At 33.4% G+C, this 23405-nt stretch carries 18 protein-coding genes and 3 pseudogenes; 5 read left to right on the top strand and 16 right to left on the bottom strand.

Going from position 1 to position 23405, the window contains the following annotated elements; translation table 11 throughout:
* The 4 genes and pseudogenes from DJ93_RS34765 to DJ93_RS03410 form a co-directional block, all read right to left on the bottom strand.
* Positions 1 to 135: a hypothetical protein gene (locus tag DJ93_RS34765; protein WP_374937198.1), complete on the bottom strand. Its 135-nt coding sequence runs from the start codon at positions 133 to 135 to the stop codon at positions 1 to 3.
* Positions 136 to 457: 322 nt separating this feature from the next.
* Positions 458 to 1372, bottom strand: a complete 915-nt coding sequence (locus DJ93_RS03405; RefSeq protein ID WP_042979193.1) for a class I SAM-dependent methyltransferase — start codon at positions 1370 to 1372, stop codon at positions 458 to 460.
* A 553-nt stretch (positions 1373 to 1925) separates the two neighbouring features.
* A pseudogene (locus DJ93_RS34600) lies at positions 1926 to 2174 on the bottom strand (AAA family ATPase); the annotation flags it as partial.
* A gap of 169 nt (positions 2175 to 2343) precedes the next feature.
* Positions 2344 to 2781: an Lrp/AsnC family transcriptional regulator gene (locus DJ93_RS03410; protein ID WP_000372088.1), complete on the bottom strand. Its 438-nt coding sequence runs from the start codon at positions 2779 to 2781 to the stop codon at positions 2344 to 2346.
* Positions 2782 to 2923: 142 nt separating this feature from the next.
* On the opposite strand from DJ93_RS03410, the gene DJ93_RS03415 reads away from it, so the two are divergent.
* Entirely contained in the window at positions 2924 to 3505 is a 582-nt protein-coding gene (locus DJ93_RS03415; protein ID WP_042979194.1) for a DJ-1/PfpI family protein, read from the top strand.
* A gap of 414 nt (positions 3506 to 3919) precedes the next feature.
* On the opposite strand, the gene DJ93_RS03420 is transcribed toward DJ93_RS03415, so the two are convergent.
* Positions 3920 to 4810, bottom strand: coding sequence for an alpha/beta fold hydrolase (locus DJ93_RS03420; RefSeq protein WP_042979195.1), 891 nt, complete (start codon positions 4808 to 4810; stop codon positions 3920 to 3922).
* Positions 4811 to 5625: 815 nt separating this feature from the next.
* On the opposite strand from DJ93_RS03420, the gene DJ93_RS03425 reads away from it, so the two are divergent.
* The gene (locus DJ93_RS03425) at positions 5626 to 6333 is read left to right on the top strand and encodes an IS6 family transposase (RefSeq protein WP_042979196.1); all 708 of its coding nucleotides are present in this window, start codon (positions 5626 to 5628) and stop codon (positions 6331 to 6333) included.
* A 113-nt stretch (positions 6334 to 6446) separates the two neighbouring features.
* On the opposite strand, the gene DJ93_RS03430 is transcribed toward DJ93_RS03425, so the two are convergent.
* The gene (locus DJ93_RS03430) at positions 6447 to 7037 is read right to left on the bottom strand and encodes a DUF4030 domain-containing protein (RefSeq protein ID WP_042979197.1); all 591 of its coding nucleotides are present in this window, start codon (positions 7035 to 7037) and stop codon (positions 6447 to 6449) included.
* 414 nt (positions 7038 to 7451) lie between these two features.
* Entirely contained in the window at positions 7452 to 8396 is a 945-nt protein-coding gene (locus DJ93_RS03435) for a tyrosine-type recombinase/integrase (RefSeq protein ID WP_042979198.1), read from the bottom strand.
* Positions 8397 to 9020: 624 nt separating this feature from the next.
* Here DJ93_RS03435 and DJ93_RS03440 point away from each other — a divergent pair.
* Positions 9021 to 10097 (top strand): Ger(x)C family spore germination protein, encoded by a 1077-nt coding sequence (locus DJ93_RS03440; protein WP_042979199.1) that lies wholly within the window; start codon positions 9021 to 9023, stop codon positions 10095 to 10097.
* Positions 10098 to 10379: 282 nt separating this feature from the next.
* On the opposite strand, the gene mle is transcribed toward DJ93_RS03440, so the two are convergent.
* Positions 10380 to 11234, bottom strand: coding sequence for an alpha/beta fold macrolide esterase (gene mle, locus DJ93_RS03445; protein ID WP_042979200.1), 855 nt, complete (start codon positions 11232 to 11234; stop codon positions 10380 to 10382).
* Between the two features lie 648 nt (positions 11235 to 11882).
* Between mle and DJ93_RS03450 the strand changes: the two are divergent.
* Positions 11883 to 12152, top strand: a pseudogene (locus DJ93_RS03450) (isochorismatase family protein); the annotation flags it as partial.
* Positions 12153 to 12459: 307 nt separating this feature from the next.
* Here DJ93_RS03450 and DJ93_RS03455 read toward each other — a convergent pair.
* From DJ93_RS03455 to DJ93_RS03470, 4 genes are all read right to left on the bottom strand, one after another.
* Entirely contained in the window at positions 12460 to 12951 is a 492-nt protein-coding gene (locus DJ93_RS03455; RefSeq protein ID WP_042979201.1) for an NUDIX hydrolase, read from the bottom strand.
* Between the two features lie 437 nt (positions 12952 to 13388).
* Complete coding sequence (locus DJ93_RS03460; protein ID WP_042979202.1) at positions 13389 to 13895, bottom strand: GNAT family N-acetyltransferase; 507 nt, start codon at positions 13893 to 13895, stop codon at positions 13389 to 13391.
* Positions 13896 to 14383: 488 nt separating this feature from the next.
* Positions 14384 to 15265 (bottom strand): DMT family transporter, encoded by an 882-nt coding sequence (locus DJ93_RS03465; RefSeq protein ID WP_042979203.1) that lies wholly within the window; start codon positions 15263 to 15265, stop codon positions 14384 to 14386.
* Between the two features lie 79 nt (positions 15266 to 15344).
* Positions 15345 to 16535, bottom strand: coding sequence for a PucR family transcriptional regulator (locus DJ93_RS03470; RefSeq protein WP_241484258.1), 1191 nt, complete (start codon positions 16533 to 16535; stop codon positions 15345 to 15347).
* 329 nt (positions 16536 to 16864) lie between these two features.
* Between DJ93_RS03470 and DJ93_RS03475 the strand changes: the two are divergent.
* Positions 16865 to 17267, top strand: a pseudogene (locus tag DJ93_RS03475) (IS3 family transposase); the annotation flags it as partial.
* A 174-nt stretch (positions 17268 to 17441) separates the two neighbouring features.
* Here the strand turns inward: DJ93_RS03475 and hblB are convergent.
* From hblB to hblC, 4 genes are all read right to left on the bottom strand, one after another.
* On the bottom strand, positions 17442 to 18842 hold the full coding sequence (gene hblB / locus DJ93_RS03480) for a hemolysin BL regulatory component HblB (protein WP_042979204.1): 1401 nt from the start codon (positions 18840 to 18842) through the stop codon (positions 17442 to 17444).
* A 412-nt stretch (positions 18843 to 19254) separates the two neighbouring features.
* Complete coding sequence (gene hblA, locus DJ93_RS03485) at positions 19255 to 20382, bottom strand: hemolysin BL binding component B (protein WP_042979205.1); 1128 nt, start codon at positions 20380 to 20382, stop codon at positions 19255 to 19257.
* A gap of 30 nt (positions 20383 to 20412) precedes the next feature.
* Positions 20413 to 21642, bottom strand: a complete 1230-nt coding sequence (hblD, locus tag DJ93_RS03490) for a hemolytic enterotoxin HBL lytic component L1 (RefSeq protein WP_042979206.1) — start codon at positions 21640 to 21642, stop codon at positions 20413 to 20415.
* 68 nt (positions 21643 to 21710) lie between these two features.
* Positions 21711 to 23030 (bottom strand): hemolytic enterotoxin HBL lytic component L2, encoded by a 1320-nt coding sequence (gene hblC / locus DJ93_RS03495; protein ID WP_042979207.1) that lies wholly within the window; start codon positions 23028 to 23030, stop codon positions 21711 to 21713.
* Between the last annotated feature and the right edge of the window lie 375 nt (positions 23031 to 23405).

A 23405-nucleotide genomic window follows, 5' to 3' on the forward strand; every position in this document is an offset into this window, starting at 1 on the left:
TTAGTTTTTTAAATCCAGGCGTGCTTTTCTAGGCATATTTTTTATCTTCTTTTTTATTTTCTTCAACTCATCTTTTGTAATAGGAACAGGACCGCAACACATTCCTTCGCAACCATTACAAGGCAAACTTTCCATTAATTAAATCATCTCCTGAAAAAACAAGATGTTAAGATTCATTCAATAATATGGATTTTCTAGTTAAGTAGCTAAAAAAGATTAATGACAGAACGGGAGTACAAACCGGCATTATTGCACTGTTAAATCATTCAATAGATATAATAAAGTTGTTTCTTTAGTTACTGCATTAAAAAACTGTGTGATATGTTTTGCAATGAATTAGATAAAAATGTACAACAGGGATTTTCAAAACAATTGCCAGGGTAAGCACTAGCAAGAGATTATTCGGTTACTTTACAGGTACATCCTTTTAAAGTTTATTAAGTAGCTTTAATATGTTTTATTTTTTTATCGCATGAATGTAATGAATGGTCTCAAAGGATGATAGGTAGTCTTTTCGATCGTCAAAATACAGCTCATTAATATTATTAGATGATAAATGTTCATAAATGAGTAACCCAGATTTTTCTAACATTCTCTCAATTTCATAATAAGAAAAGCATGACTTCATTGGTTCCCCGCTTGCTGAAGCCATTTTTACCATATTTTCAACTCTATTAAAGATTCCTTTTTCTTCAAAGAGTTTTTCATCTGCATAATCAAAAACTATGGAACTTCCTGATGGGACTTTGGCGAATAAATTATCTATTAAATTTAAAATTTCTTCTTTCGTTAAATAATAAGAAACACCTAAAAGACTAAAGAAAGTTTTTTTATTACCAAATCCTCCATCTCTTAGATTTTGGCAGGAAAACTTTTTGGTGAAGTCCATAGAAATAAAATGAAGATTACTCGGAACTTTATAATTAGCTTCATCCAATCTTTTCTTCTTAAATTCCTGTGTAGTAGGATAGTCAATTTCAAATATCTCTAAGGTGTTTTCCAATTCTGGATGCCGATAACAAAAAGTATCTAACCCGGCACCAAGTATGACATATTGTTTTACCCCCAACATTGCTTCATTAAGTAATACTTTTTCACAATACGCAGCACGTGCCAAGGGTGTTGGAGAAAGTTGAATTTGTGTAATCCATTTTAATATTTCTTCTGTATTCCCCTTAAACTTTTGCGCGATATCTTTGTTGAAGAAATGTATGCCTTGAACCATATTGTCTTTGATGTCATTGAATTCTTTTTGTGAAATTAAATCTTTAGCTATATAATCATTAAAGATTTTAGGGGTATCAAATTGACTATGATAGGATCTTCCAAAAGCTGATATTAACGAAGTTAAACTTGACTCACCTTTCTTCATACAAACACACTCCTTCATTTTAGAACAAAAAAATAGGATTCCCCTGGCCAGGAGAATCCTATTATATAACCGGAAAATATAAAAGTAAATTATAGCACAAATAAGTTTTTTGTCAAGTTTTTCGATTGGAGTGTTTTCGTATAAATATTAAGACCCAATAATAATGACCGTAACAAAAACGACCATTTTTGTTACGGTCATTATTAATAAACTTTTAGTCTACTTAACTTGCATACTGAGTGTAACAAAAATATGTAACAATATTATTCGTAACAATATCCTCATTTAATCGCTTTTGATACAATAGTCGGTGAAGGGGATGATAAATATGAAGTTTGGTTATATGCGTGTTTCTACATTAGGGGTCACCATACATGCCCATCAACTTAAGAGATTTTAATACCCCCAAGTACCAAAAATCTGTTTCTTTAAAATAAAGTTTTATCAATCATGTGCTAACAACAATTGATAAATTAATAAATTTGAATTTTGAAAAAAATTTTAGAGTATATGTTGTTGAGCATTAGCACCCTTTACCTGAGTAAAGAGAATGTTATTCATGTATGTAATTCATAACTTCTCGAATGTAACTTTCTAAAGGCTGTTTAGTATCTACAACTAAACACTTATATTCAGGAGGTTTTTTACTATTCTTGATAGTATATTTAAAAGATTCTTCAGACTGTATCTCTTTAATTTGGCTTAGCATTCTATCACGGTTTTTTAATCTGAAATTTATTTCATTACTATCATCTAGGTAACATTCAATATATTTATATTTAACATTATATTTTTTTGATAAATCTGGGGTACCGCCACATCGCTATCAAGCTAATAAAAATGGGTTACCCCAAAACGATAAAAATGATTAGAGACCCTGATTTTTTTATACAGGTCAGAAAAATCAGGGCTATTTTTAAAGGATTAAGGATTATTGAGTAAGCAATAGTTAATTGATTAGGCCAGTATTTTTATTCTTCACTAATAAAGGGAGCAATTATTTTTTTTTCATAAGAAGATAACACAATATTCGTTGAAGGCGTACCATATTGCATTGTATCATCAATAAATTGTTCTAAACTTTCTACAGAATATGTTGCTAATTTGACAATATAGCTAATTTCCCCTGCTACTCTGTAACATTCAAGTACATCTGGATGATTATAGCAAAAGTTAGCTAATGATTTACAATCCTTTGATTTAAACAATATAAGTGCAGAAATTGGACGGTTTATTTTTTTTAGAGAAACATGTGCATGGTAACCTTCAATAATTTGTTGCTCCTCTAACTTCCGTACTCGCTCAGTTACTGACGGAGAAGATAAGTGAACGGCTTCTGCTAAATCCTTCATTGAAATTTTTGCATTTGACTGTAATAATCCCACGATTTTTTTATCAATTTGATCCATAAATTATCCAACCTTTTTTTATAACCTAGAATAAACTAAATTCTTTATATAATAAAGCCAAACAATCGAATATCCTTATTCAACTTATTTATCAGCCTTCTATATTTTTATAAAATAAGGATATTAGGAGGCGATTTACGATATGAAAAAGATTTTATTATTATTAGCTGACGGATTTGAAGCAGTGGAAGCTAGTGTATTTACAGACGTACTAGGTTGGAATAAATGGGAGGGAGATGGATCAACCGAGGTCGTAACAGTTGGTCTTCGGAATAAATTAACCTGTACTTGGAATTTTACTGTCATACCCGAAAAAACGGTTGATGATATTGAATTAAATGAGTTTGATGCACTAGCTATTCCAGGAGGGTTTGAAGAAGCTGGTTTTTATCGGGATGCATACAGTAGAGAATTCTTAAATGTTATTCAACATTTTTATGCCAAGCAGAAGCCTATTGCCAGTATCTGTGTTGCATCATTAGCGCTTGGTAAAAGTGGAATTCTTACAGACAAAAAAGCCACCACATACAGTCATCCAACGAGTAAACGAAAAGAGCAGTTAAAGAATTTCGGTGCAATAGTACAAAATGATTTAATTGTTCAAGATGGAAATATTATTACATCTTCAAATCCAGGTACAGCTTTTGATGTTGCATTTTTATTACTTGAAAAACTAACATCTAAAAAGAACGCTAAACATGTAAAGGCTCTTATGGGATTTTAGGCATTGATCTTCAACAAAGGGGTACTTTATGAGTTTTTGGAGATTGCTAGAAGGGGTACCGCCAGCGAAACGGAAATAAACCAAGCTAAGGACTTTTGAGTCGTTTTAGCACTAAATTAAATTGTGTTGCATCGAAATACTCTTAACGGGACAAAATTCATATCATTTTGAGGTAACTCGCTCTTTTTAGGTTGATGGTGATGTATGGTGACCCCTATACGTTCAAATGGAGTCTCTGTTAGGAAGCCCCGTTAGTTGATGAAATGGAGCTGTTTTAACAACCGTTCCAAGAGCACCGCCGATTCCACCCGGGTCGTATGCGCCAAGGGTGGAAATTAATCAGCGCGCCCCTGGGCCTACTCGTCCCATTGGGCACCGCGGTACTCCGGCTGGTTGCTATTCAGGAAGCGCGTGTCAATTGCGACGAGCCGTTCGCTCTATGCCATCAGCGGTTACTTTGTACAGTTGGTGCGGCAGGTCGTGTCCCATGCCGTCAACCAACATTAGCTCGGCGCCCGGGATGGCAGAAGCTGTGTCCTCGCCACACGCCGGGACGAACAGGGGATCGTCCACCCCATGAATGACAAGCGCTGGTACTTTTATGGTCGCCAGCCGCGGACGACGATCACCTGAGACAGCGATCGCAGCAATTTGTCGTCCGACACTGCCTGGATCGTAGGCTCGCTGGACTTCCTCCAGAATGAGTGCCTGATAAGCGCCTTCTTCAAACGGATAGCCAGTGCCGGCGATGCGTTTGGCAAAAGAGAGGCTGTGCGCCAAAAATCCTGCTTCATCCTCAAAGGGGTTCGGCGCCGGTTTAGTCATCATCGCCATGACATCCGGGGAAGCTTGCGGAAGGGTGGGATTACCGGAACTAGACATAATGGAGGTGAGTGATAAAACCCGGTCAGGGTACTCACTGGCTGCAATCTGGGCTATCATTCCACCCATCGACCTGCCAACGAAATGTGCCCTTTCAATTGAAAGGGCGTCGAGCAGTCCGATAGCGTCGTTGGACATGTCATCGAGAGTGTAGGAGATGTCCGGTCGCTGTCCTGACATGAGAGCAGTCGCCAGTGCGTCAAAATCCAGCGCCCGATAATGGCTAAAGTGTGTCGAGCAACCTACGTCGCGATTGTCAAAGCGGATTACGCGAAAGCCCCGCGCTGCTAATATCCGACAAAACGGAACCGTCCATCGGATCATCTGGGTTCCAAGCCCGGCTATTAGGATAATAGCCTCGTCATTTTCGTTGCCGAAACTGTCATAGGCCAAATCAACGCCGTTGACTTTCAGAATGTGCATGATCTTGTTCTCCTCCATACATAAATTTCTATTTCACCCTCCTAATTTGAGATTATCCAGATGTTTTTCTATCCTCCTTAATAGGTATTAACCACTTAATTATACTGAATTTTTCGCCATTCAGTAATGCAAGTAATATTAATAAAAAGACTTCTTCATTTATGACCTAGTTTTACACGTATCTCGGCTGAACCCCAAAAAGGTGTTGCTCCAGGAAGACCAAAAAACCTATTGAAAACGTAAAACGTGCGGTAAGCTTACTTTGTATAGAACTTAACTAAATTCACAAAAAGTGTGTAGGAATGTAAATGCTCATTCATGAAAAAAACGATTCTTCCTCGAAAGAATCGTTTTTTTATATTTTATATAAATCTTCTTAAGAATTTCATTGTGTATCTATAATAATATAAAACTCTATTATGGAGATTCAATGCAGTTTTTTGCCTGTTTTTACACATATTTTAAAGTGAGGTCTTAAAAAGAGTATGTCCTTAAAGTAGGAAAATCGTCTTTTCACCTTCCATAAAATGTCTTAACGTGGGTTTTATGTCATTTGGTTGGCGGGACTCCTAAATATAAGATTTTCTGAACAAATATCTCTTAGCGTACAGAAAAAAGTTTAATTGTGACGAAAATGTGTCTAAACGTACAAAATTCTCGAAATGATATGTTGAGGCCATGCCCATCAACTTAAGAGATTTTAATACCCCTAATTACCAAAAAAGGTTCTGGTGCAAAAACTACATGACTTATGTAACTAATCTCTGAAACTTGGACACACTGATACTAGTACTCTAAAAAAGGACGTGATCAGTATGGAAAAGCAAAACCTATTCAAGTGGAAACATTATCAGCCTGAACTAATCTTATTAACAGTAAGATGGTACCTACGGTACAATTTGAGCCTTCGTAACCTTGTGGAAATGATGGAAGAACGAGGATTATCAATCGCTCATACAACAATTATGCGCTGGGTTCATCAATATGGGCCTCAATTAGAAGAGAAAGTACGATATCATCTTAAATCAACAAATGACTCATGGAGAGTCGCTGAAACCTATATCAAAGTAAAAGGGCAATGGATGTATTTATATCGTGCTGTAGATTCTGAAGGGAACACCATTGATTTTTATCTAAGTAAATCAAGAGATAAACAAGCAGCCAAGCGCTTTTTCAAAAAAGCCTTGGCTTTTTCGTACGTTTCTAAACCTCGCGTGATAACAGTAGATAAGAACCCAGCCTATCCTGTAGCAATTCAAGCGTTGAAAGAAGAAAAACGTATGCCTGAAGGCATAAAGTTAAGGCAAGTTAGATATCTCAATAATATAGTGGAACAAGATCATCGTTTTATCAAGAAACGTGTGCGTTCTATGTTTGGATTTAAGTCGTATAAAACAGCAACTTCTATATTGAGTGGTGTGGAAGCCATGCATATGATAAAAAAAGGACAAATTGATTTACAAAATCAGTCTGTCCAAAATCAGAAAGAGTTCATCCACCGAGTGTTTGGACTTATAGTATAAAATATGACTCCGTCAGGAATCTACTATCATCCATATTCTTTTTCATATATTTGCACCAGAACCTATTTTCATTTAGATGGGAGCGGTATCCCTATCAAAGGCATCTTTATTTATCAGTTAATTTTTTGTTCATCTTGACTATAAATTTCAACGGTATATGAATCATTTTCAATCCATTTGTTTACTTTCTTTGTTTTTAGTAAATCATCAATCTCTTTTTCTATTTTCTTTCCAAAGTCTTTGGCTCCTGGATCTGAATTATTTATTGTAGTATGTATAGCAAGGGTAAATGGTTGGTTCGATTCGAAATTAACTGGCTTAATTCCAAAACCTTTGTATCCATTTTTGGTAAACACTTCGTTCAAAATAGAACTGTAAACATTGTCCCATCGCCTCTCTTTTTTTACAATGTCCATATTTCTCTGATTCACATTAATTGTATATGGTCTAATATCTTGATTCTTTAATTGAGTGTTAATCGCTTTTTTTAACTTACTTGTATTTACAGTATCAGCTATTTCTAAGTCTACTGTTCTTGGTGTATCACTCATGGAAGCACTAAGGAAGTCCTTATCATCTACCGTTTCCGTAATAATGTCCATAACTTTTGATTCTTCACTTTTTCCTTCTTCTTGATCGTTCTGACAGGAACATAATAAAACGAGTGAAAATAGCAGTGCAAACAACTCTTTTCCCTTTTTCATCTTATTTCCCTCCCTAATCATTTCTTTGATCTTATAATAGCTGACATCTTTAGTTATGTTTATTCTAGCCTTGTAACATTCTCCAAAATAAATGAAAAACCTTCATCTTATCTTTTTTGGTTGTAGTATTCAAATACTTATTTAACGAAAAATGGATTCTTTCTTGGCTAGAATAAAAATACCCTAGAAGATATTTCTTTTGGAAAAGTAATATCTTCTAGGGATTCTTTTTTGTGATTAACTGTATTTGAAAAATATCTGATTCCTTTAGGCCTAGAACTCTCATTTCATCTTTAAACGTTCGCCAAGATTCAACTTTAATGGATTTTGTACTTCTATCCCTTAATGTATACACTCTTATGTACTGTATCTCTTGTTTTTTATTTTCCTTCACACTATCTTCCACCGTTATTTTTAATCGGTGTAATCATAATATCTTTTTAACGAAAGTTTAGATTTAAAACCTACCTGTTTTATAATTTGATCTTCTAAAACTTCATGTTCAATTAGCCGTAAAATGAAGGTATTCCGTAGATGTTGTGCTGAAATTCCTTTTCGTAAATTCGCTCTTTCAACTTCAAGTCGAATCATTTTTTGAACAGCAATTTCTGTTAGAGCTTTAGGCGCATCATTTTCATATGACCAATGATAAGTTTTCCGAGTAAAATCAAAGGCTACAAACAATGGATCATTACTATGGTATCTTGGACGAACAGGTTCAGGAATGATTTTGTAATAGTTAAATAAACGCTTTTTATCTTCTTCAGTTAAAAGAATCGTTCTTTCTATGCCCACTATTCCTGGTACTGAGATTGTATTGTTTTCAAAATGGACGTCCTTCATCTGTAAACCGACAAGCTCCTGTAAGGATAATCCATTATGAATGAGCAAATGCACAATTGAAATGTTACGATCCATAAGTACTGGACGAACGGAACGTTGTTTTTCTGTTAATCCTTCTAATGAAGTTAAAATGGACTTTAACGTTTTCTCTTCCTCTTTTGTAATAAAATCTTCATCACGTAATGCTCGGTTCGGTTGAATAATAAGTTGCATGTCTTCTAACGGATTTGGCAGTTGTAAATACTGATATAGTCTATTTAAGACAATATAGACACGATGCATTGTTTTTTCAGAGTACTGTCGTTGATTCTTTAAATCATAGAAATACTCATCATAATCCTTTGTATCAAGTATCGTCCATATATTGCATGTAGGGAGTTTTTTAGATTTTTGCAACCACTGACCAAAATCTTCGATATCATAAACATATCGTTTAATTGTGGAAGGTTTTCTTCCTTTATCTAATAAGAAAGAAGCAAAATGCTGTACTGTATCTTGGAATTCTTTTGTTGGCATAGCCTTATCATCCTAATTTTTTTCTTTTAGTATATCAAATTTGGAAGTTAGCTGAACGTATGTATGCTCTTCCAAATTCACACGTATCATACCTAAATATTTCAAACAAACGTTTTATGAATAAAAAATGAAGATTGACTGATCTCAATCTTCTTTTAGAAAGGGAACTAATGACAGATTATTACTCCAACTCATAGTAAATTATAATAAGGTGTGTAACAATATTCAATCTATTCGAAAATTTATCAATACAATTACAAATATTGTTGTAAATATTTCAAAAGTACAATGTAAACTTTTAGCCATTAGTTTACTTTCAAACTAACGAAAACATTGACTTCACGCCAAATCCTCTGATATCCTCCAAATACACAACGAAAGTATACATTCAAAGCACTTTAAATAAAGAGGTTAGAACATCCGCAAACAAAAAGACTAGATCTATGCTAGCTTTTTACATAAATCATGTTATCAGTAGTTTTAGTAAAAACATGAATATGATGATGATCATTTTGGGAAAATACCACAAATGATTAAAATCCAACATACAACAATTGATGCGATATAAAATCTAGCTTAAAATGAGTTATTTTTCAATTTTGTTTTTTACTGGATGGAGAAAACATGAAAAAAATTAATCAAAAACAAATTATACTATTTTGTATTTCGTTAATATTTATGACAGGATGCATGCAAAAGTATCTTATTGATGATGTTCAATTAATTCAAGGAATTGTATTCGATACAACAAAAGATAAAATAAAAACAACGATTGTCTGTCCTGTTCAAAAAAAAGGTCATCAAGTCAAAGTATTTGAGAACACTGGAAACACAGCAACACAAGGAAGAGAAAAAGCCTCTTTCAAATCTGCACAACCCTTTGCGACTGGACAATTACGTATTGCTCTTCTTACAAAAAAATTAGCGGAAAAAGATATAACAATAGCATATGATACACTTCTACGGGATAATAGCATAGGACATACAATATATCTAGGAATACTAGAAGGTGAGGGATATGAGCTATTCTCTGGAAAATACAATACTCCCTTTAATGTTGCAATTTACATAAAAAACCTGTTGGAACACAACATGAAAACAGGTTCATTACCACAGGATAATTTATATTTTAACTCTTATCGCTACTACGAAGTAGGAAGAGATACTTTTATGCCTATATTGAAAAAACAAAAAGACACAATAGAAATTAAAAGCATGGCTCTTTTCAAACAAGACAAATATATAGGGAAATTAGAACAAAAAGATATGTTTATTTTTAGCGGATTGCTTGAAAAACGTAGATTAAATTCCAAAGAATTCAAAATCCATGACGGTTATGTATTAATTAACAATATCCGTTCCACTCCTTCTTATCATGTTCATGTTAAAAATGGAAAACCATCTTTTTATATTCAAGTTAAAATGAATGCTCGTCTGCAAGAAGTCTCAAAAATGATAAATGTAGAAAATAAAAACACTCTCAAGATAGTCACAAAGAACATAGAAAAACAATTGAATACAGAAAGTAAAAAACTAATAAAAAAAATACAAAATCTAAATGTAGATCCACTTGGTTTAGGCTCCAAATTCAAACAACAATATAAACCATTTAAGTTAAAAGAATGGGAAAAAATATATAAAACAGTACCAATAAGAGTGAAATACATTGTGAATATTGAACATTCAGGAGTTATTGAGTAAAACATTTGATACTTTTCTACAAAGTGTCACCATATCAGTTACCATAACCTTACTTATCAGCAGTCACTATATCTAAAAACTTAAAATGTCCCTTCAGATCTTCGAAGGGACATTTCTTTTATATAATCTTCGTTATAGGAAGGAAATATCAATCACTGAGCATTAATATTCCTTAACTGAGTAACAGTTCCAAAACTGATTTTTAATAGAAAAAAAGGGGTTACAGACTCGATTGTAACTCTTTTTCCAAGTGTTTTTTATTTTATACGATTCCTATAATGATTACAGGACTGAAGTATGGTTCGAAATAGCGTTGATTATATGATCCCAATCGTCACAGTGAATCTCGTGACCCGATCCTTCTAGAGTTAGTAACAAAGCATGCGAAATTTCATTAACAAGAGCAAGACCATGCTCGTATGGAAGCACTGTATCTTCTGTACCATGGATAACCAAAGTAGGTATATTGATTCCTTTTAACTTCCCCTCATAAGAATCATCGCCTTTAAGAAGGGAGTGATTAAACATACTTAATAAATTATTTGCTCGTTTTATTTCTTTTTCTACTTGCTTATAAACCCTCTTCTCATCGAATTTATGCTTTGAACCACAGAGTAAAGCTGATCCTGCAACCAAGTAATTTGCAACAGATTTTTCATCCAACCAATTTAGTTTGGTCGCATTAGCATGGTAAGCGAGTATCTTTTCATCGATCGGAGGCAAATTTCGGTTGTTGTCTTCAGAACCAAAAATACCTGATGCAATCAAAGTTATACTTAGAACTCTCTGAGGGTTCCTTAAGGCTACAATTTGAGCAATCATTCCACCCAATGACATTCCAACAATATGTGCTTCGTCAATATGATATGCATCGAGTACCCCAATCGCATCATCAGCCATATCTACCACAGTGTAATGGGAACTCCCCGGTTCATAAGTAGTTGACCGTCCGACATCTCTATTATCATAACGAATAACATATCGGCCCGTATCAGCTAATTGTTGACAAAATTCCTCATCCCAATAAACCATTGAACACATGGCTCCCATAATCAGTAAGACTGCTGGATCTGCTGAATTGCCAAAACTCTCTGTACATATATCAATTTCATTAATTTTATTAATCTTTTCATTCATGATTAACTCCTCATTTCATTCGTATTTAGTTAATAAAAAAAGACACACTCAAATAAACCCAAACGTTTTGAAAAAAATAGCTGGGCATAACGAATTGTATTTAAAATTAACGTAAACGAATGAACTTGATAATCATGTTAAACACTCTCCTATAAAAAGCGAATAAGGATAAAACCCTTATTCTGATTATAACATATCTCTGTCAGTTGTAATATGGATCCATTTTTTCTTATTTAATAATTTAAAAAATAATTTTTACTGTATGAATCCGAACTCTTAGTTGAAGAAAAGACGATGTGTACAATATCCAAACCTAATGGGGGTATGGAAACGATTCTGGGTATGAGGGGCCACTCTGGGATTTAATTACAAATATGGTGACCCCTCTTATAAATAACTATCTGTAGAGAAAGACAATTTTCATTTAGGGAGTACATTAAAACCTTAGCCTGATGATAATGGGATGGGCCCATATTGAAAGTGTTTCGCAATTTTGTAGTTATTCATAGGTATTTAATTCAGTTTTTTTGTTTTGTGGAAGAATGCATTTCTTAAATTGATAGCGATGTGGCGGTACCCCATACCCATCAAGCTAATACTTTGCGAAACCTCCCATATGTGTACGAATAATAAAATCCTTCAACAAATAAAATACATGCAAATTCTTTTTACAAAACAAACTTAAAAAATCTTTTAGACCAATTAGCTGTACATCGCATTGAATTTTGCGGCGCTAAAACAGAATACTGTATGGATGCTACGATTAAATTTGCTCATGGATTGGGATATGAAAACTTCATGGTACAGAAAGCAACCTCTACTTTGAATAATCCATTTATGTCTGCAAAAGAGACGATTGATTTTTATGAAAATATATGGAATCACAGATTTTTAAAATTGATAGAATATGAATCTTAGAATGAACGATTATATAAATTGATCAATCTAAGGAATCCTAAAACGAGGATTCCTTAGCGCAAATTAAACACCTTTATTACCATTATACACCATAACGAAAAGTTTTCCTTTTCACAGTTATTTATGAGAGTTCGGCTCATTTTTTTCGTTTTGGGAACAATTAATTTCTTAAGTTGATAGCGATGGGGTAGGACCCCTATTAAAAAATGTTTTAGACTGAAAAAAGGAGCCTTCTGAACATGAAAGCACCTTTTTTAACTTGAGTTTTGTTAACGGGATTTATTGTTGATTATTTTAAAACAGATTTTCATACTATTAACAAAACGGAATCTAGCTCTTTATATGTGTATCTAATTAATTTACCATTAGAAATTTCACATGCATGCTCATATTTATTTTGATTATTTAGCAAGATTGGTAAGTATGCTGGTATCATCTCACCAACTCCCAGGTTCTTATTATCTATAGTCCAAGAAATCTTTTTCCAATCTAGAATTCCTTCTTCTGTCTTTCTAGGGGTATTATATAAATATGTATCAGATACTTCAGCAAGAAAAACAAATAAACCACCTGAGTATGAATTATCAACGTTCCATGTAATAGTTCCTTTATATTCGACCGTATCTATACTAATATCGGTCTCTTCTTTAATTTCTCGAATTATACATTCAAAAGGAGTCTCTCCATCTTCTATTTTTCCTCCAACTCCATTCCACAACCCTTTTAAAGGAGACTTTTCACGATTTAACATAAGTAATTCATTGTTTTTTTTGATAAAACATAAAGTTTGTTTATACATATAGAACCTCCTTAAGGATATAAGGTTAACAATACTCTATTATAAATTAAATTATATAATAATTTACGAAAAGGAGTGAATCTATATATTAAACGATTTATATAAATCCCTTTAATTTCCTGTATGCAAATTGTATATCCGCTATCTAGTCTAATACATTTTTTTAATCAAACAATTTTCAGGTGTGATGAATTTATTTTACTCTTTATTTTTATGATATTAGGAGGGGGTAGCCCTCCACCCCAGCCAGCACTTAGATACCGCCAGCATTTCGGAAAAAAACCACGCTAAGCAAAAAATACAATAAGCTGCCCATATGGACAGCTTATTCACATAATTATCGTTATTGGAAGTTAAAATCTCTTAGTTTCCTGATAAATTAAAGCACCCGATAGTTTAAGTGTAACCCTTCACATACTTCAATTTAATCATAGTTTTTAAATAGAGACAGAGTAAACATACACTTCTTTTCCCCATTTGTTTATAATTTTCATCTCCTGCATACCAATTCGTTTAGCAACTTTAGTTGAAGGAATATTATTTACATCGGGCAATGAGACCATCCTATTTAATTTTAGTCGTTCAAATCCGTAATTCTTACACGCTAAAGCTGCTTCTGTTGCATATCCTTTCCCCCAGACACGCCGAACAAATAAATAACCTATCTCCATCTCCATTACGCCATCTACTTCTTGAGGTACAATACCACATTGTCCAAGAAATTCTCCAGTTACTTTATCTTCTACTATCCATAAACCTACCCCATATTCATCATAATTTTTTAGGGTCCAATTAATCCATTCCATTGTTTCACTTTCGTTTTTGGTTGAAGGATAATACCGCATTGCTACTGGGTCTGAAAAGATTTCCATCAAATTTTCAGTATCATCTTTAGTCATTCTTCTTAAAATTAACCTTTCCGTGCATATAACTGGATTGTCCATTTTTCTATCCTCCTACATTTATTTTTATGTGAATTCTACATGATTAATGGTATATCCTTTGGTAGAACCTTATTCCACTAACCTGCCAGTTAGTTGAACAAGGAATCCTGTATATTCTATTCATATGGGGTTAACATAACGCATCATTATTGGTAGTATCTAAAAAAGCTCACTTCTTATCTTTTTTTACATAAGAAGTGAGCTTTTTGTTACGAGTTATCACAAAATTTCGTTCTGGGGACACTGTAAATTCTTAAGTTGATGGACATATGGTGAGACCCCTACTTCTATAATCCTTTTTCTTGTGCTACCGGCAAATATTTTATTCAACTAAACTGCTTCTTTAGCCAAATTTTTAAAAAAGGCTACCGCAGCAATCCACTCCTTTGTTCCACGAAACCAATTGAAGTACAATTTTTCACAATATCTACAGCGGATGATCAAGTTATTTAATTCGTTTTTATCAAATAAGCCCTTACATACTTATTTCACTCACACGCTTTTTTACAGTGTTTTTTTTTGAATGCTGGCTTTACTTCAGCAATTAAGATGGACACCATAATTAACATAGCCCCCACAACCATACGCCCTGTTAATACTTCATGTAAAAATACAACTGACAACAACATTCCAAAAAAAGATTCTGTAGATAAAATTATGGCTACCTTAGTAGCTGTTGTATATTGATGTGATATATTTTGGAAAATATAAGAAATCACTGTTGGGAAGATTGCTAAATACACAATTGAATACATTGCTTCTTTTTCCATCGTTTTCGGAATATCCCCCTGAATAAACAACGCTACTAGACCAATCAGAGTTGCTGTTATGAATTGTACCAATGTCAGTGAAATTGCATCTTCCTTTTGAACAAAAAGATTTGTATAAAAAATATCAAAAGCAAAGGCAATTGCACACGCGAGGGACAATGCATCACCTATGTTAATCGTCATAGATCCTTCCAATGATAAAAAGCCAATCCCTACAATAGCTATGACTGAGCCGAGTATTTCATATCGATCAATTCTACGCTTGTAGATTAGATAAGTAATGATTGGCACGATTACAACATTGACAGCTGTTAAAAATGCATTTTTTGATGGTGTTGTATATTGCAAACCGACCGTTTGTAATGCAAAGCCGGTATATAAAAGAATCCCTAAGATGGCACCTTTCCACACGACAGGTTTTGTGAAACTTTTGAATTTGTAACCAAATAAAATTGTAAGTATAAGCGAAGCTAAAGCAAATCTTCCTGCCATCACTTGATAAGCCGTTAAATATTCTAACGCAATGGCGGTTACAACAAATCCACTGCCCCAAAAAATCGCTGTAATAAGCAACATTCCATCACCTATGTATTGTCTCATCTCTCCTACCTCCTTGACTACAACAAGAATATCATAAGAAGAAATGCAATAATTTGATTATATTTCTAAACTTTTCAGCTTATTTTTGGAATGATTCCAATCCATTAGTCGTTTCTTTTATTGTTTTATGCAGTAAATACAATTTAACTGATGCGGATAGATTTTCATAAAAAACAAACTCGTTGCCAAAAGGATCAATTAATTGCCGTATTTTCGCCATGCGATAACGAATGGTATTAGGATGACAATAATGGATGTCTGCCACTTCCTTCACATTACTTTTCTTTAACACGAATGTAACTGCAGTATTTAGTAAATCTTTATCTGCCTTATCGCCTAGAAGAGGTCCCAAATACACTTTTACATAATTGTTAGCGAACTTTGGATCTTTGCGATAAAGCTCGATAAGCAGCCGTTCGGATGCGAGTTGTTTATAATTACAAACAGAGATCATTTCAATTTCAGCAATAATTCGGGCATAATAGGCTTCTCTAACGGCTAGATGAAGTTCCGTATACGTCTGGTGGACTTGGCTGTAACCAATTGTTAATCTATCTGATGGAATTGCATAAAGAACCATCCATTCCTTTAGTATTTTTTCAAATTGGAATTGTTGGGATTGGTCTGTCAAAAAGATAAGAATACTTTGTTTATATGTACAAACTATACCAGACTTCAAAAATGATTCGAATTGGAAAAAGGATTGCAACCATTGAGAGTCCTCGTATCGTTTTATTTGAATATTGGCTGCGAATACATATTTCTTAAACGGTTTATTCATTTGTCGTAAGAAGGAATGTATCTGTTTCTCTGATACCTCCTCGTCCATTAAGCATCCCATTATATTTTGTATAAAGAGCGCATATTCTCTATTTTTAATATAATTCATCACTTCAAAAATGATATCCTCAAAAAATTCATCTCCACTGAACTGTAAAATTGGGAAACCTTGCTCATTTGCAAAATTTAAGACCTCGCTCGGTAAATCCTGAAAGATAACTGGCTTATAGGCTAGGGCACTTACTTTTAATTCAATCAGCTTTTTAATGGTGTCGATTAAACGTTCTGGCTTTTGGTTCGCAAATAATAAGCTACTGAGTACAAGGCTATGTCGGCTGAAAGCAGTTTCTCTCACTTTCTGAATACCTTCATTAAATTCAAAGTCTAAAATTTCAACACTTAAGATTGTATTATTTAATGCATTACCACCTGCTACAATGGAAAAGTCTTTTGTAACTGATAGATGAAATAAATCCTTTACAGTCATCATACATATCATCCTTATTAATAACATAGATAACATAATTATAAAGCATCGCCATCAAGTTAAAAAACTAATTATCCCCCAAAATGTAAAAAACGAGCTGAATACACATAAATAACTGTAGAGAGATAAAAATTTCGTTATGGGGGTGCTTTAAAATCTTAGGTTTATGGGCATGGGCGGTACCCCATAAACAATAAAAAACGAACAAATGCCAAACCATTGATCCATAGGGGTTTGGCATTTTTAGTAACTTCATATAGTTTTCGATTTGTTTACTTGCTGAATAAGTAATTTTTAATAATTGTCTTTGAAATTATAAGTGGGAACCATTAGGTGAAATTATCACATACACAATTGGTTCAAGACCAACTTATTCACTTGTTTTAACGATGTTAGACCAAGCGTTTGAACACTTAACAGCCAAAGATACACTCTTGATCCATTCTAATCAAGGTTGGCACTATCAAATGAAACAATACCGTCATTCCCTTACTAAACGTGGCATTACACAAAGCATGTCTCGTAAAGGAAACTGTTACGATAACACAGTGATTGAAAACTTCTTTGGCATCATGAAGTCAGAATTTCTGTATCGAAAAGAATTTAAGAGTATAGAACATTTTAAGAAAGAACTAGCAAAATATATAGAGTACTATAATCATAAAAGAATTAAGGCAAAACTAAAAGGCATGAGCCCTCGTACAATACCGGACCCATGCCCAAAAGGTTGCCTAATGAAATAACCTGTCTCACTTTATGGGGTCACTTCATCTGCAATCATACCAACTTTTTATCTGTTAAAAAACTTTGCAACAGAATTCTCTGAATCATCTTTTTCACTTAACTTAGTGTCCAGTTAAGTGTACCATCTCCAATAGCTGCATAATTTTTCTGTTTAACTTTTCAAGTTCAGTTCATTATATTTTCTACTTTGTCTTTATATACAACATATTCTTTCCCATCCACTACTGCTACCACCGCAAATTCATCTTTTGGATTGAATGAAAGCCAGTCAGCCCACATGTTTGTATTTGGTCCTCCACTCCACATATTATGAACAGTGTTTTTAGTTAAATTCATAACTTTATAAGACGCATTTGGTGCATTTGTTCCAGTCTTTATTTCAAATGTGTATGCGTTATGAATTTTTTTATAAAAGTAGAAAACGTTTGATGGACGAAGTTGATTCATAAGATCCTGTTCTTTTTTCTCTGCAATTTTTATCCCTTCTTGTAATGTGACAACATCTGTTCTTAATATTTTCCAACTGTCTTTCGCTGCATTCAAGTTAGGGATTAAGAATTTATATCTATTTTGATCCGCTTTTTGATTAGCTTTTTCAATATGTCCCAGTACGCCCGAATATTTAGAATCTAAATCATCCCATTGCGTGGACATATAAGTAAGAGCAGTAATAGCATTATCAATCGTACTATGCATATCACTAATATTATGAAACGCAACTCCAACCACACGATTTAATGTTATTTTATAATCTACAGTCTTACGTAATTCTGATAATGTAGGCTCTAATCGGCCTAAATTATCTCTTGCTGTACCTATCATTATACCTCCAGAAATCAACGTGGGAATAAAAGGAATTTTCACCATTGTTAATCCATCAGATTCTAATTTTTTATAATAGTTTACTTGTCCTAAAATTTCATCTAAACGCTTTTGATCAGTCTCCACATCAGCTCCTTGGTTCTTTAAAATTGATTGCAAGGTCTCTTTATGGCTTCCAAATACTCTAACATCTTCTCCAATAGCGTTTTTAAAATTAGTTAATTCTTCTATTAATGCTTTTGCAGATTTTTGATTTTGTTGAATTTCCCCCCGTAAATCTGTAATCCCTTTTTTTAAAGTATCCCCATCCCCATTATTGATCGCCTCTACTAATGTTTCATAATAATTTTCAAACTTTGTATCGTATTCAATAATGCCTGTCAATGTATCTAAAAGTTGTTTTTTTACTTTCGTATTCCATGTAACAGCATGTGTTCTTGCATTCTTTTGATCTTGTACAATTTTACTAGGTAAATCTGCATACCCATTAATAGTAATTCCTTCAAAATTCACATCCGGATTATTAATTAGCAAATAAGAATATTCATTCATAGATTTTACAAATAGCCCAGCATCTTGCACAGTTTTTTTCATCTGTTCTTCATTTGATGAAAGAGACATATCTCCATTGTTAGTTTGTTCAATTTCACTTGCAAAAGCTGCTACTGGTGTGACTGCATAAGTAGTTGCCATAGTTAAAAACGTTGATACAGCGAGTATTTTGTAAGGAATTTTTTTCATCATTTCATATTCCTCCTATATAGGGTTTGATTTCAAGTTCTATTCTTTTTTAAAAGCGATATCTTTCGAAATGAGTTCTACATTTTTTATGAGTATCATTCTATCTTTTTTTAGAAACCTTTAAATTATCAAATATTAAAGGGAATCTATGTTGTTACATAGATTCGATATTATTAAGCCAATCTTTATAATCTGTCACCAAGTAATCGATTTTGTTGCAAAGTTTTAAAAAACAAGTAATCTACACGTTTATCTTTTTATTTGGATAAAACTTATATATAAGTGAAAGGCGAAGTCTTTAATGAGACTCCGCCTTCTGGTATATAAGGATTTATTAATTATCGCTTTACTGTTTTACAGTGTAATCATAGACTCTCTATGTTTTGGGCCACTTTGCAACAGAATTAATATTTCCCTATTTTTGTGGAGTAACAGTTTCCACTTTTAATTCCTTTATCCCTTCTTTTAATGTAACAGCATCTGTTCGTAATGTTTTCCAACTGTCTTTCGCTGCATTTAAATTAGGTTTCAAGAATTTAAATTTATTTTGATCCGCTTTTTGAGCTGCATTCTCAATATGCCCCAGAACGCCCGAATATTGAGAATCTAAGTCATGCCACTGCGTGGACATATAAGTAAGAGCGTTAATAGCATCATCAAGTGCCTTATGCATTTCATTAATATTACTGTAAGCAACTCCAACTACACGATTTAATGTTACTTTATAATCCACGGTCTGACGTAATTCTGCTAATAAAGGCTCTAACTTACCTAAATTATCCCTTGCTACGCCCACTATGATACCGCCAATTATCGGTAGACCCAAAATGGCACCCTTCATTACATTAAACCCATCAGATTCTAATTGTTTATAATAGTTTACTGATCCTAATACTTCTTCTAGACGCTTTTGATCGGCCTCAACATCTGCACCTTGGTTTTTTAAAATTGACTGCAAGAGATCTTTATTGCTTCCAAATGCTCTAACATCTTGTCCAATAGAGTTTCTTAAATTAGTTAATTCTTCTATTAATTGTTGTGCATACTTTTGATTTTGTTGAATTTCACCTCGTAAATCTGTAATCCCTTCTTTTAAAGTTTCTCCATCCCCTGTATTAATCGCATCTACCATTGTTTCATAATAATTGTCAAATGTTGTATCATATTCAACAATACCCGTCAATGTATCTAAAAGCTGTTTTTTTACTTTCGTATCCCAAGTAACAGCATGTGCTCTTGCATTCTTTTGATCTTGTACGATTCTACCAGGTAAATCCACATATCCATTAATAGTAATTCCTTCAAAGTTCACATCTGGATTTTTAATTAACATATAAGAATAGGCATTCATAGATTTTGCAAATAACCCAGCCTTTTGCAAAGTTTCTTTCATCTTCGCTTCATTTGCTGAAAGAGACGTATCTCCATTGTTCGTTTGTTCAATTCCACTTGCAAAAGTTGCTACTGGTGAAACTACAGAAGTTGTTGTCAACGTTAAAAACGTCGATACAGCGAGTAGTTTGTAAGGGATTTTTTTCATCATTTCGTATTCCTCCGATATAGGTTTTGATTTTTAGTTCGTTTTTTCTTGTGTAAAAGCGATGTCTTTTGAAATGAATTCTGCATCTTTATGAATATCATTCCAACTTTGTTTAGCAGCCTTTAAATCATCCGGTATTAAAGAGAATTTGTGTTCTTGCATAGAATCGATATTATCAAGTAAATCTGTATAATTTGCGCCCATTGTATTCCATTGCTTTTGAATATTTGTTAGAGACAATATTGCTTGATCCACAGTCTGATATAGATATGACAATGTGTCTTTCGCGTTAGTAAGCGAAATAACTGCTTGATTAGCACGATCAGCTTTCATACTTAATTCTCCAATTTTGTTAGAAATTTCGTTATAGGAGTCCATATGCTTAGATGCCGTGACACCAGCCGCTGTTCCTAGACCAATACCAGCTGCACCAAGAGCCGAAAGTCCACCAATAACAGCCGGTGTTGCTGTACCGCCAGTTACAACAATTACTACCGCTCCTCCAATAGCTGCAATAACTAAAATAGCTGCTCCCAATCCACCACCAATTGACCATGCTAATACATCATCAAAATGTTTTTTCTGAGTAGAACGAAGTTGCTCAATTTCAGCTTGAAGTTGCGGAATTGTTGCCTGTTGACCTGCTAATATTGCAGTTATTCCACCTTTTCCATCTGGACCACCAACATTATTTTTAAAATCTGTAGAATTTTGATATAGTTTCCCTTTGAAGTCTTGTAGCATCTTAATTACATCTGTAACTTCTTTTGAATTTGTATTGATTGTAGTAATTAAATCATTTATGCCCTCTTTTAGACCTGCCTTATCTTTCTTTTGTACAGTATCTACTAATGTGTCGTAATAATTTTGAAATTGTTCATCGTAATTTACAATATTACGAGCTGTTTTTTGAATCTGCGGTTTTGCTGTATCTAACCAATAATTCGCATTGATTCGTGACAGTTCTTGATTAAGGTGAATATTTTTGAGCAACTCTCCCCCTTCTGAACCTAAATCGATATTAGATAAATTTACATTCGGTTGCTTAATCATTGTTTTTGCGTACAAATCCATTACAAGAATATGAGACCCTGTTTCAGCCAATGCTTTCTTCAGTCCTTCAGGCCCTAATGCATAATTGCCTACTTTTTGTTCTTGAGCGGTCGTTTCTTGTGCAAATGCATGAATAGTGTTACCGGTAGTAGCAGTTATAACCGTTGCCAGAGTGGCCAAAGTCAACACTTTAAATGGAAATTTTTTCATAACTGTTCTCCTTCTCCTTCTTTCGCTAGATTCTTATAATCTTTGTAGTTTTTTTAAAAAACATAATATTAAAATTTATATACCTGTTCTTCAAGGTAACTTATTACATTTTTTAATTGTCTTAATGTATCTTTTTGAGACTGCTGGTTAGTTGTATCAACATTAGTAGATAATTTTGTAATGCTATTTTTTATTAGGTCCAAATCTTCTTTATAGCGCTTTAGTAAGTCAAGTTCTACATCTACTTGATTTGCAAACGTATGCAAATCATTTTGCGTAAGAAGAAGCATTGATTTTTGTAAATCTGCTATTGATAGTTTCGTTGTTAAATCATATATTTTTTGGTTTTGTTTCTCTAAGTCATCTAAATATGCTCGCTGCTCTGCTGTTAATTTATTTACTTCAGCGAAGACACCAAATGTTTTTTTAATCTTTTCAGTATCAATGGCTTTCATCAGGTCATACTCTTGCGTTTTTGCGGCTGCAGCTGCAGCTATTTCACCTTGTTTGCTTTTCTCAATTGCTTCACGAGCTGCTTTTTTGGCCGATTCAATCTCTAGAGCAGTTTTACCTTGTTCTTTCGCTTCTTGCGCTGCTTTTGTCTCTGCTTCTAAAATAGAGTTATTAATTTCTTTTCCTTTGTTATACGCTGCCATCCCTGCTTGAGCAGCCGGTTCAATAATTTCTTTTGAAAGACTATAAACTTCTTTGAATATAGCAAATCCCTGTTCATTTAAAGCCCCTGGTATTAATGCAATTTGTTGTAAATCATTTTGAATTGCTTTTTTGGTATTTAATATTTCATTTTTTAACTGATCTATTTTTCCTGTTCCATCTGTACTTAGTATGCCTTGCGCAGTTGCCACATCAGTATCGAAATCTTTTAATTTTTTATCAAGCTGTAATTTAAGATCTGTTAATTCATTAATTTGTCTTTGCGCGTTTTCTTGATTCGTCATAGCCATTTCTTGAAGAACTTCAAGTCTATCCAAAAACCCTTCTCTATCTTCTTTATTGTCTACAAACGATTTTAATGTCGGGTAATAGCTATTAAATTTCGTTACAAATCCTTTACTTTTTGAATTTAATAGAATTAACTGTGGATAGAGTTCCGATGACCATTCCTTCATATCTTGTTTGATTAGGAATTGATTTGTATTTAAAGCTGGGACTTCCTCTAGCTGTACATTAGGACTCATTAAAGATTGATCTATATATGTTTGGATTAATTTAGATTGTGCACCTAATTTTCGTAATGATGAGGAAATATCCGTGTTCTCTTGTTGCGTTTCTGCCTGAACGATTGGCGTTGCGAGAGTATTGATAGGAATAGTCGCCCCAGTAACAATTGATGTTATTAAAAATCCTTTAATTATTTTATTTTTCATTCCGTACACCTCTTCACTATTGTCTTTTTACAATCTTATTCATACATCTTGAACGACCTAGCGCTAGGCTCTCTCCTTGCACAATTGAGGAAGGAGAACCTTTCGGATAGAGTGTTAAACTCTCGTTATTATTTACTTCTCATAGAATGTAAGGACCTTACTTCTCCCTCATTTAAACACTATGTTTTTGATAAGTAAACAATAAAATTCTATCATTCATATTTGATAATTCAGATATTTTATATTAACATTATAAAAAAATTATATTTAAAAAAGTTAAATACAATTAACAATTTCACTAAGTAAAATAATTACACTACGATAATTACACCTAAAATATAATTTTTTTCATTGATTTATATTAATCTCTTGCTA

Origin of the sequence: Bacillus clarus, assembly GCF_000746925.1 — a bacterium.
Classification (GTDB): domain Bacteria; phylum Bacillota; class Bacilli; order Bacillales; family Bacillaceae_G; genus Bacillus_A; species Bacillus_A clarus.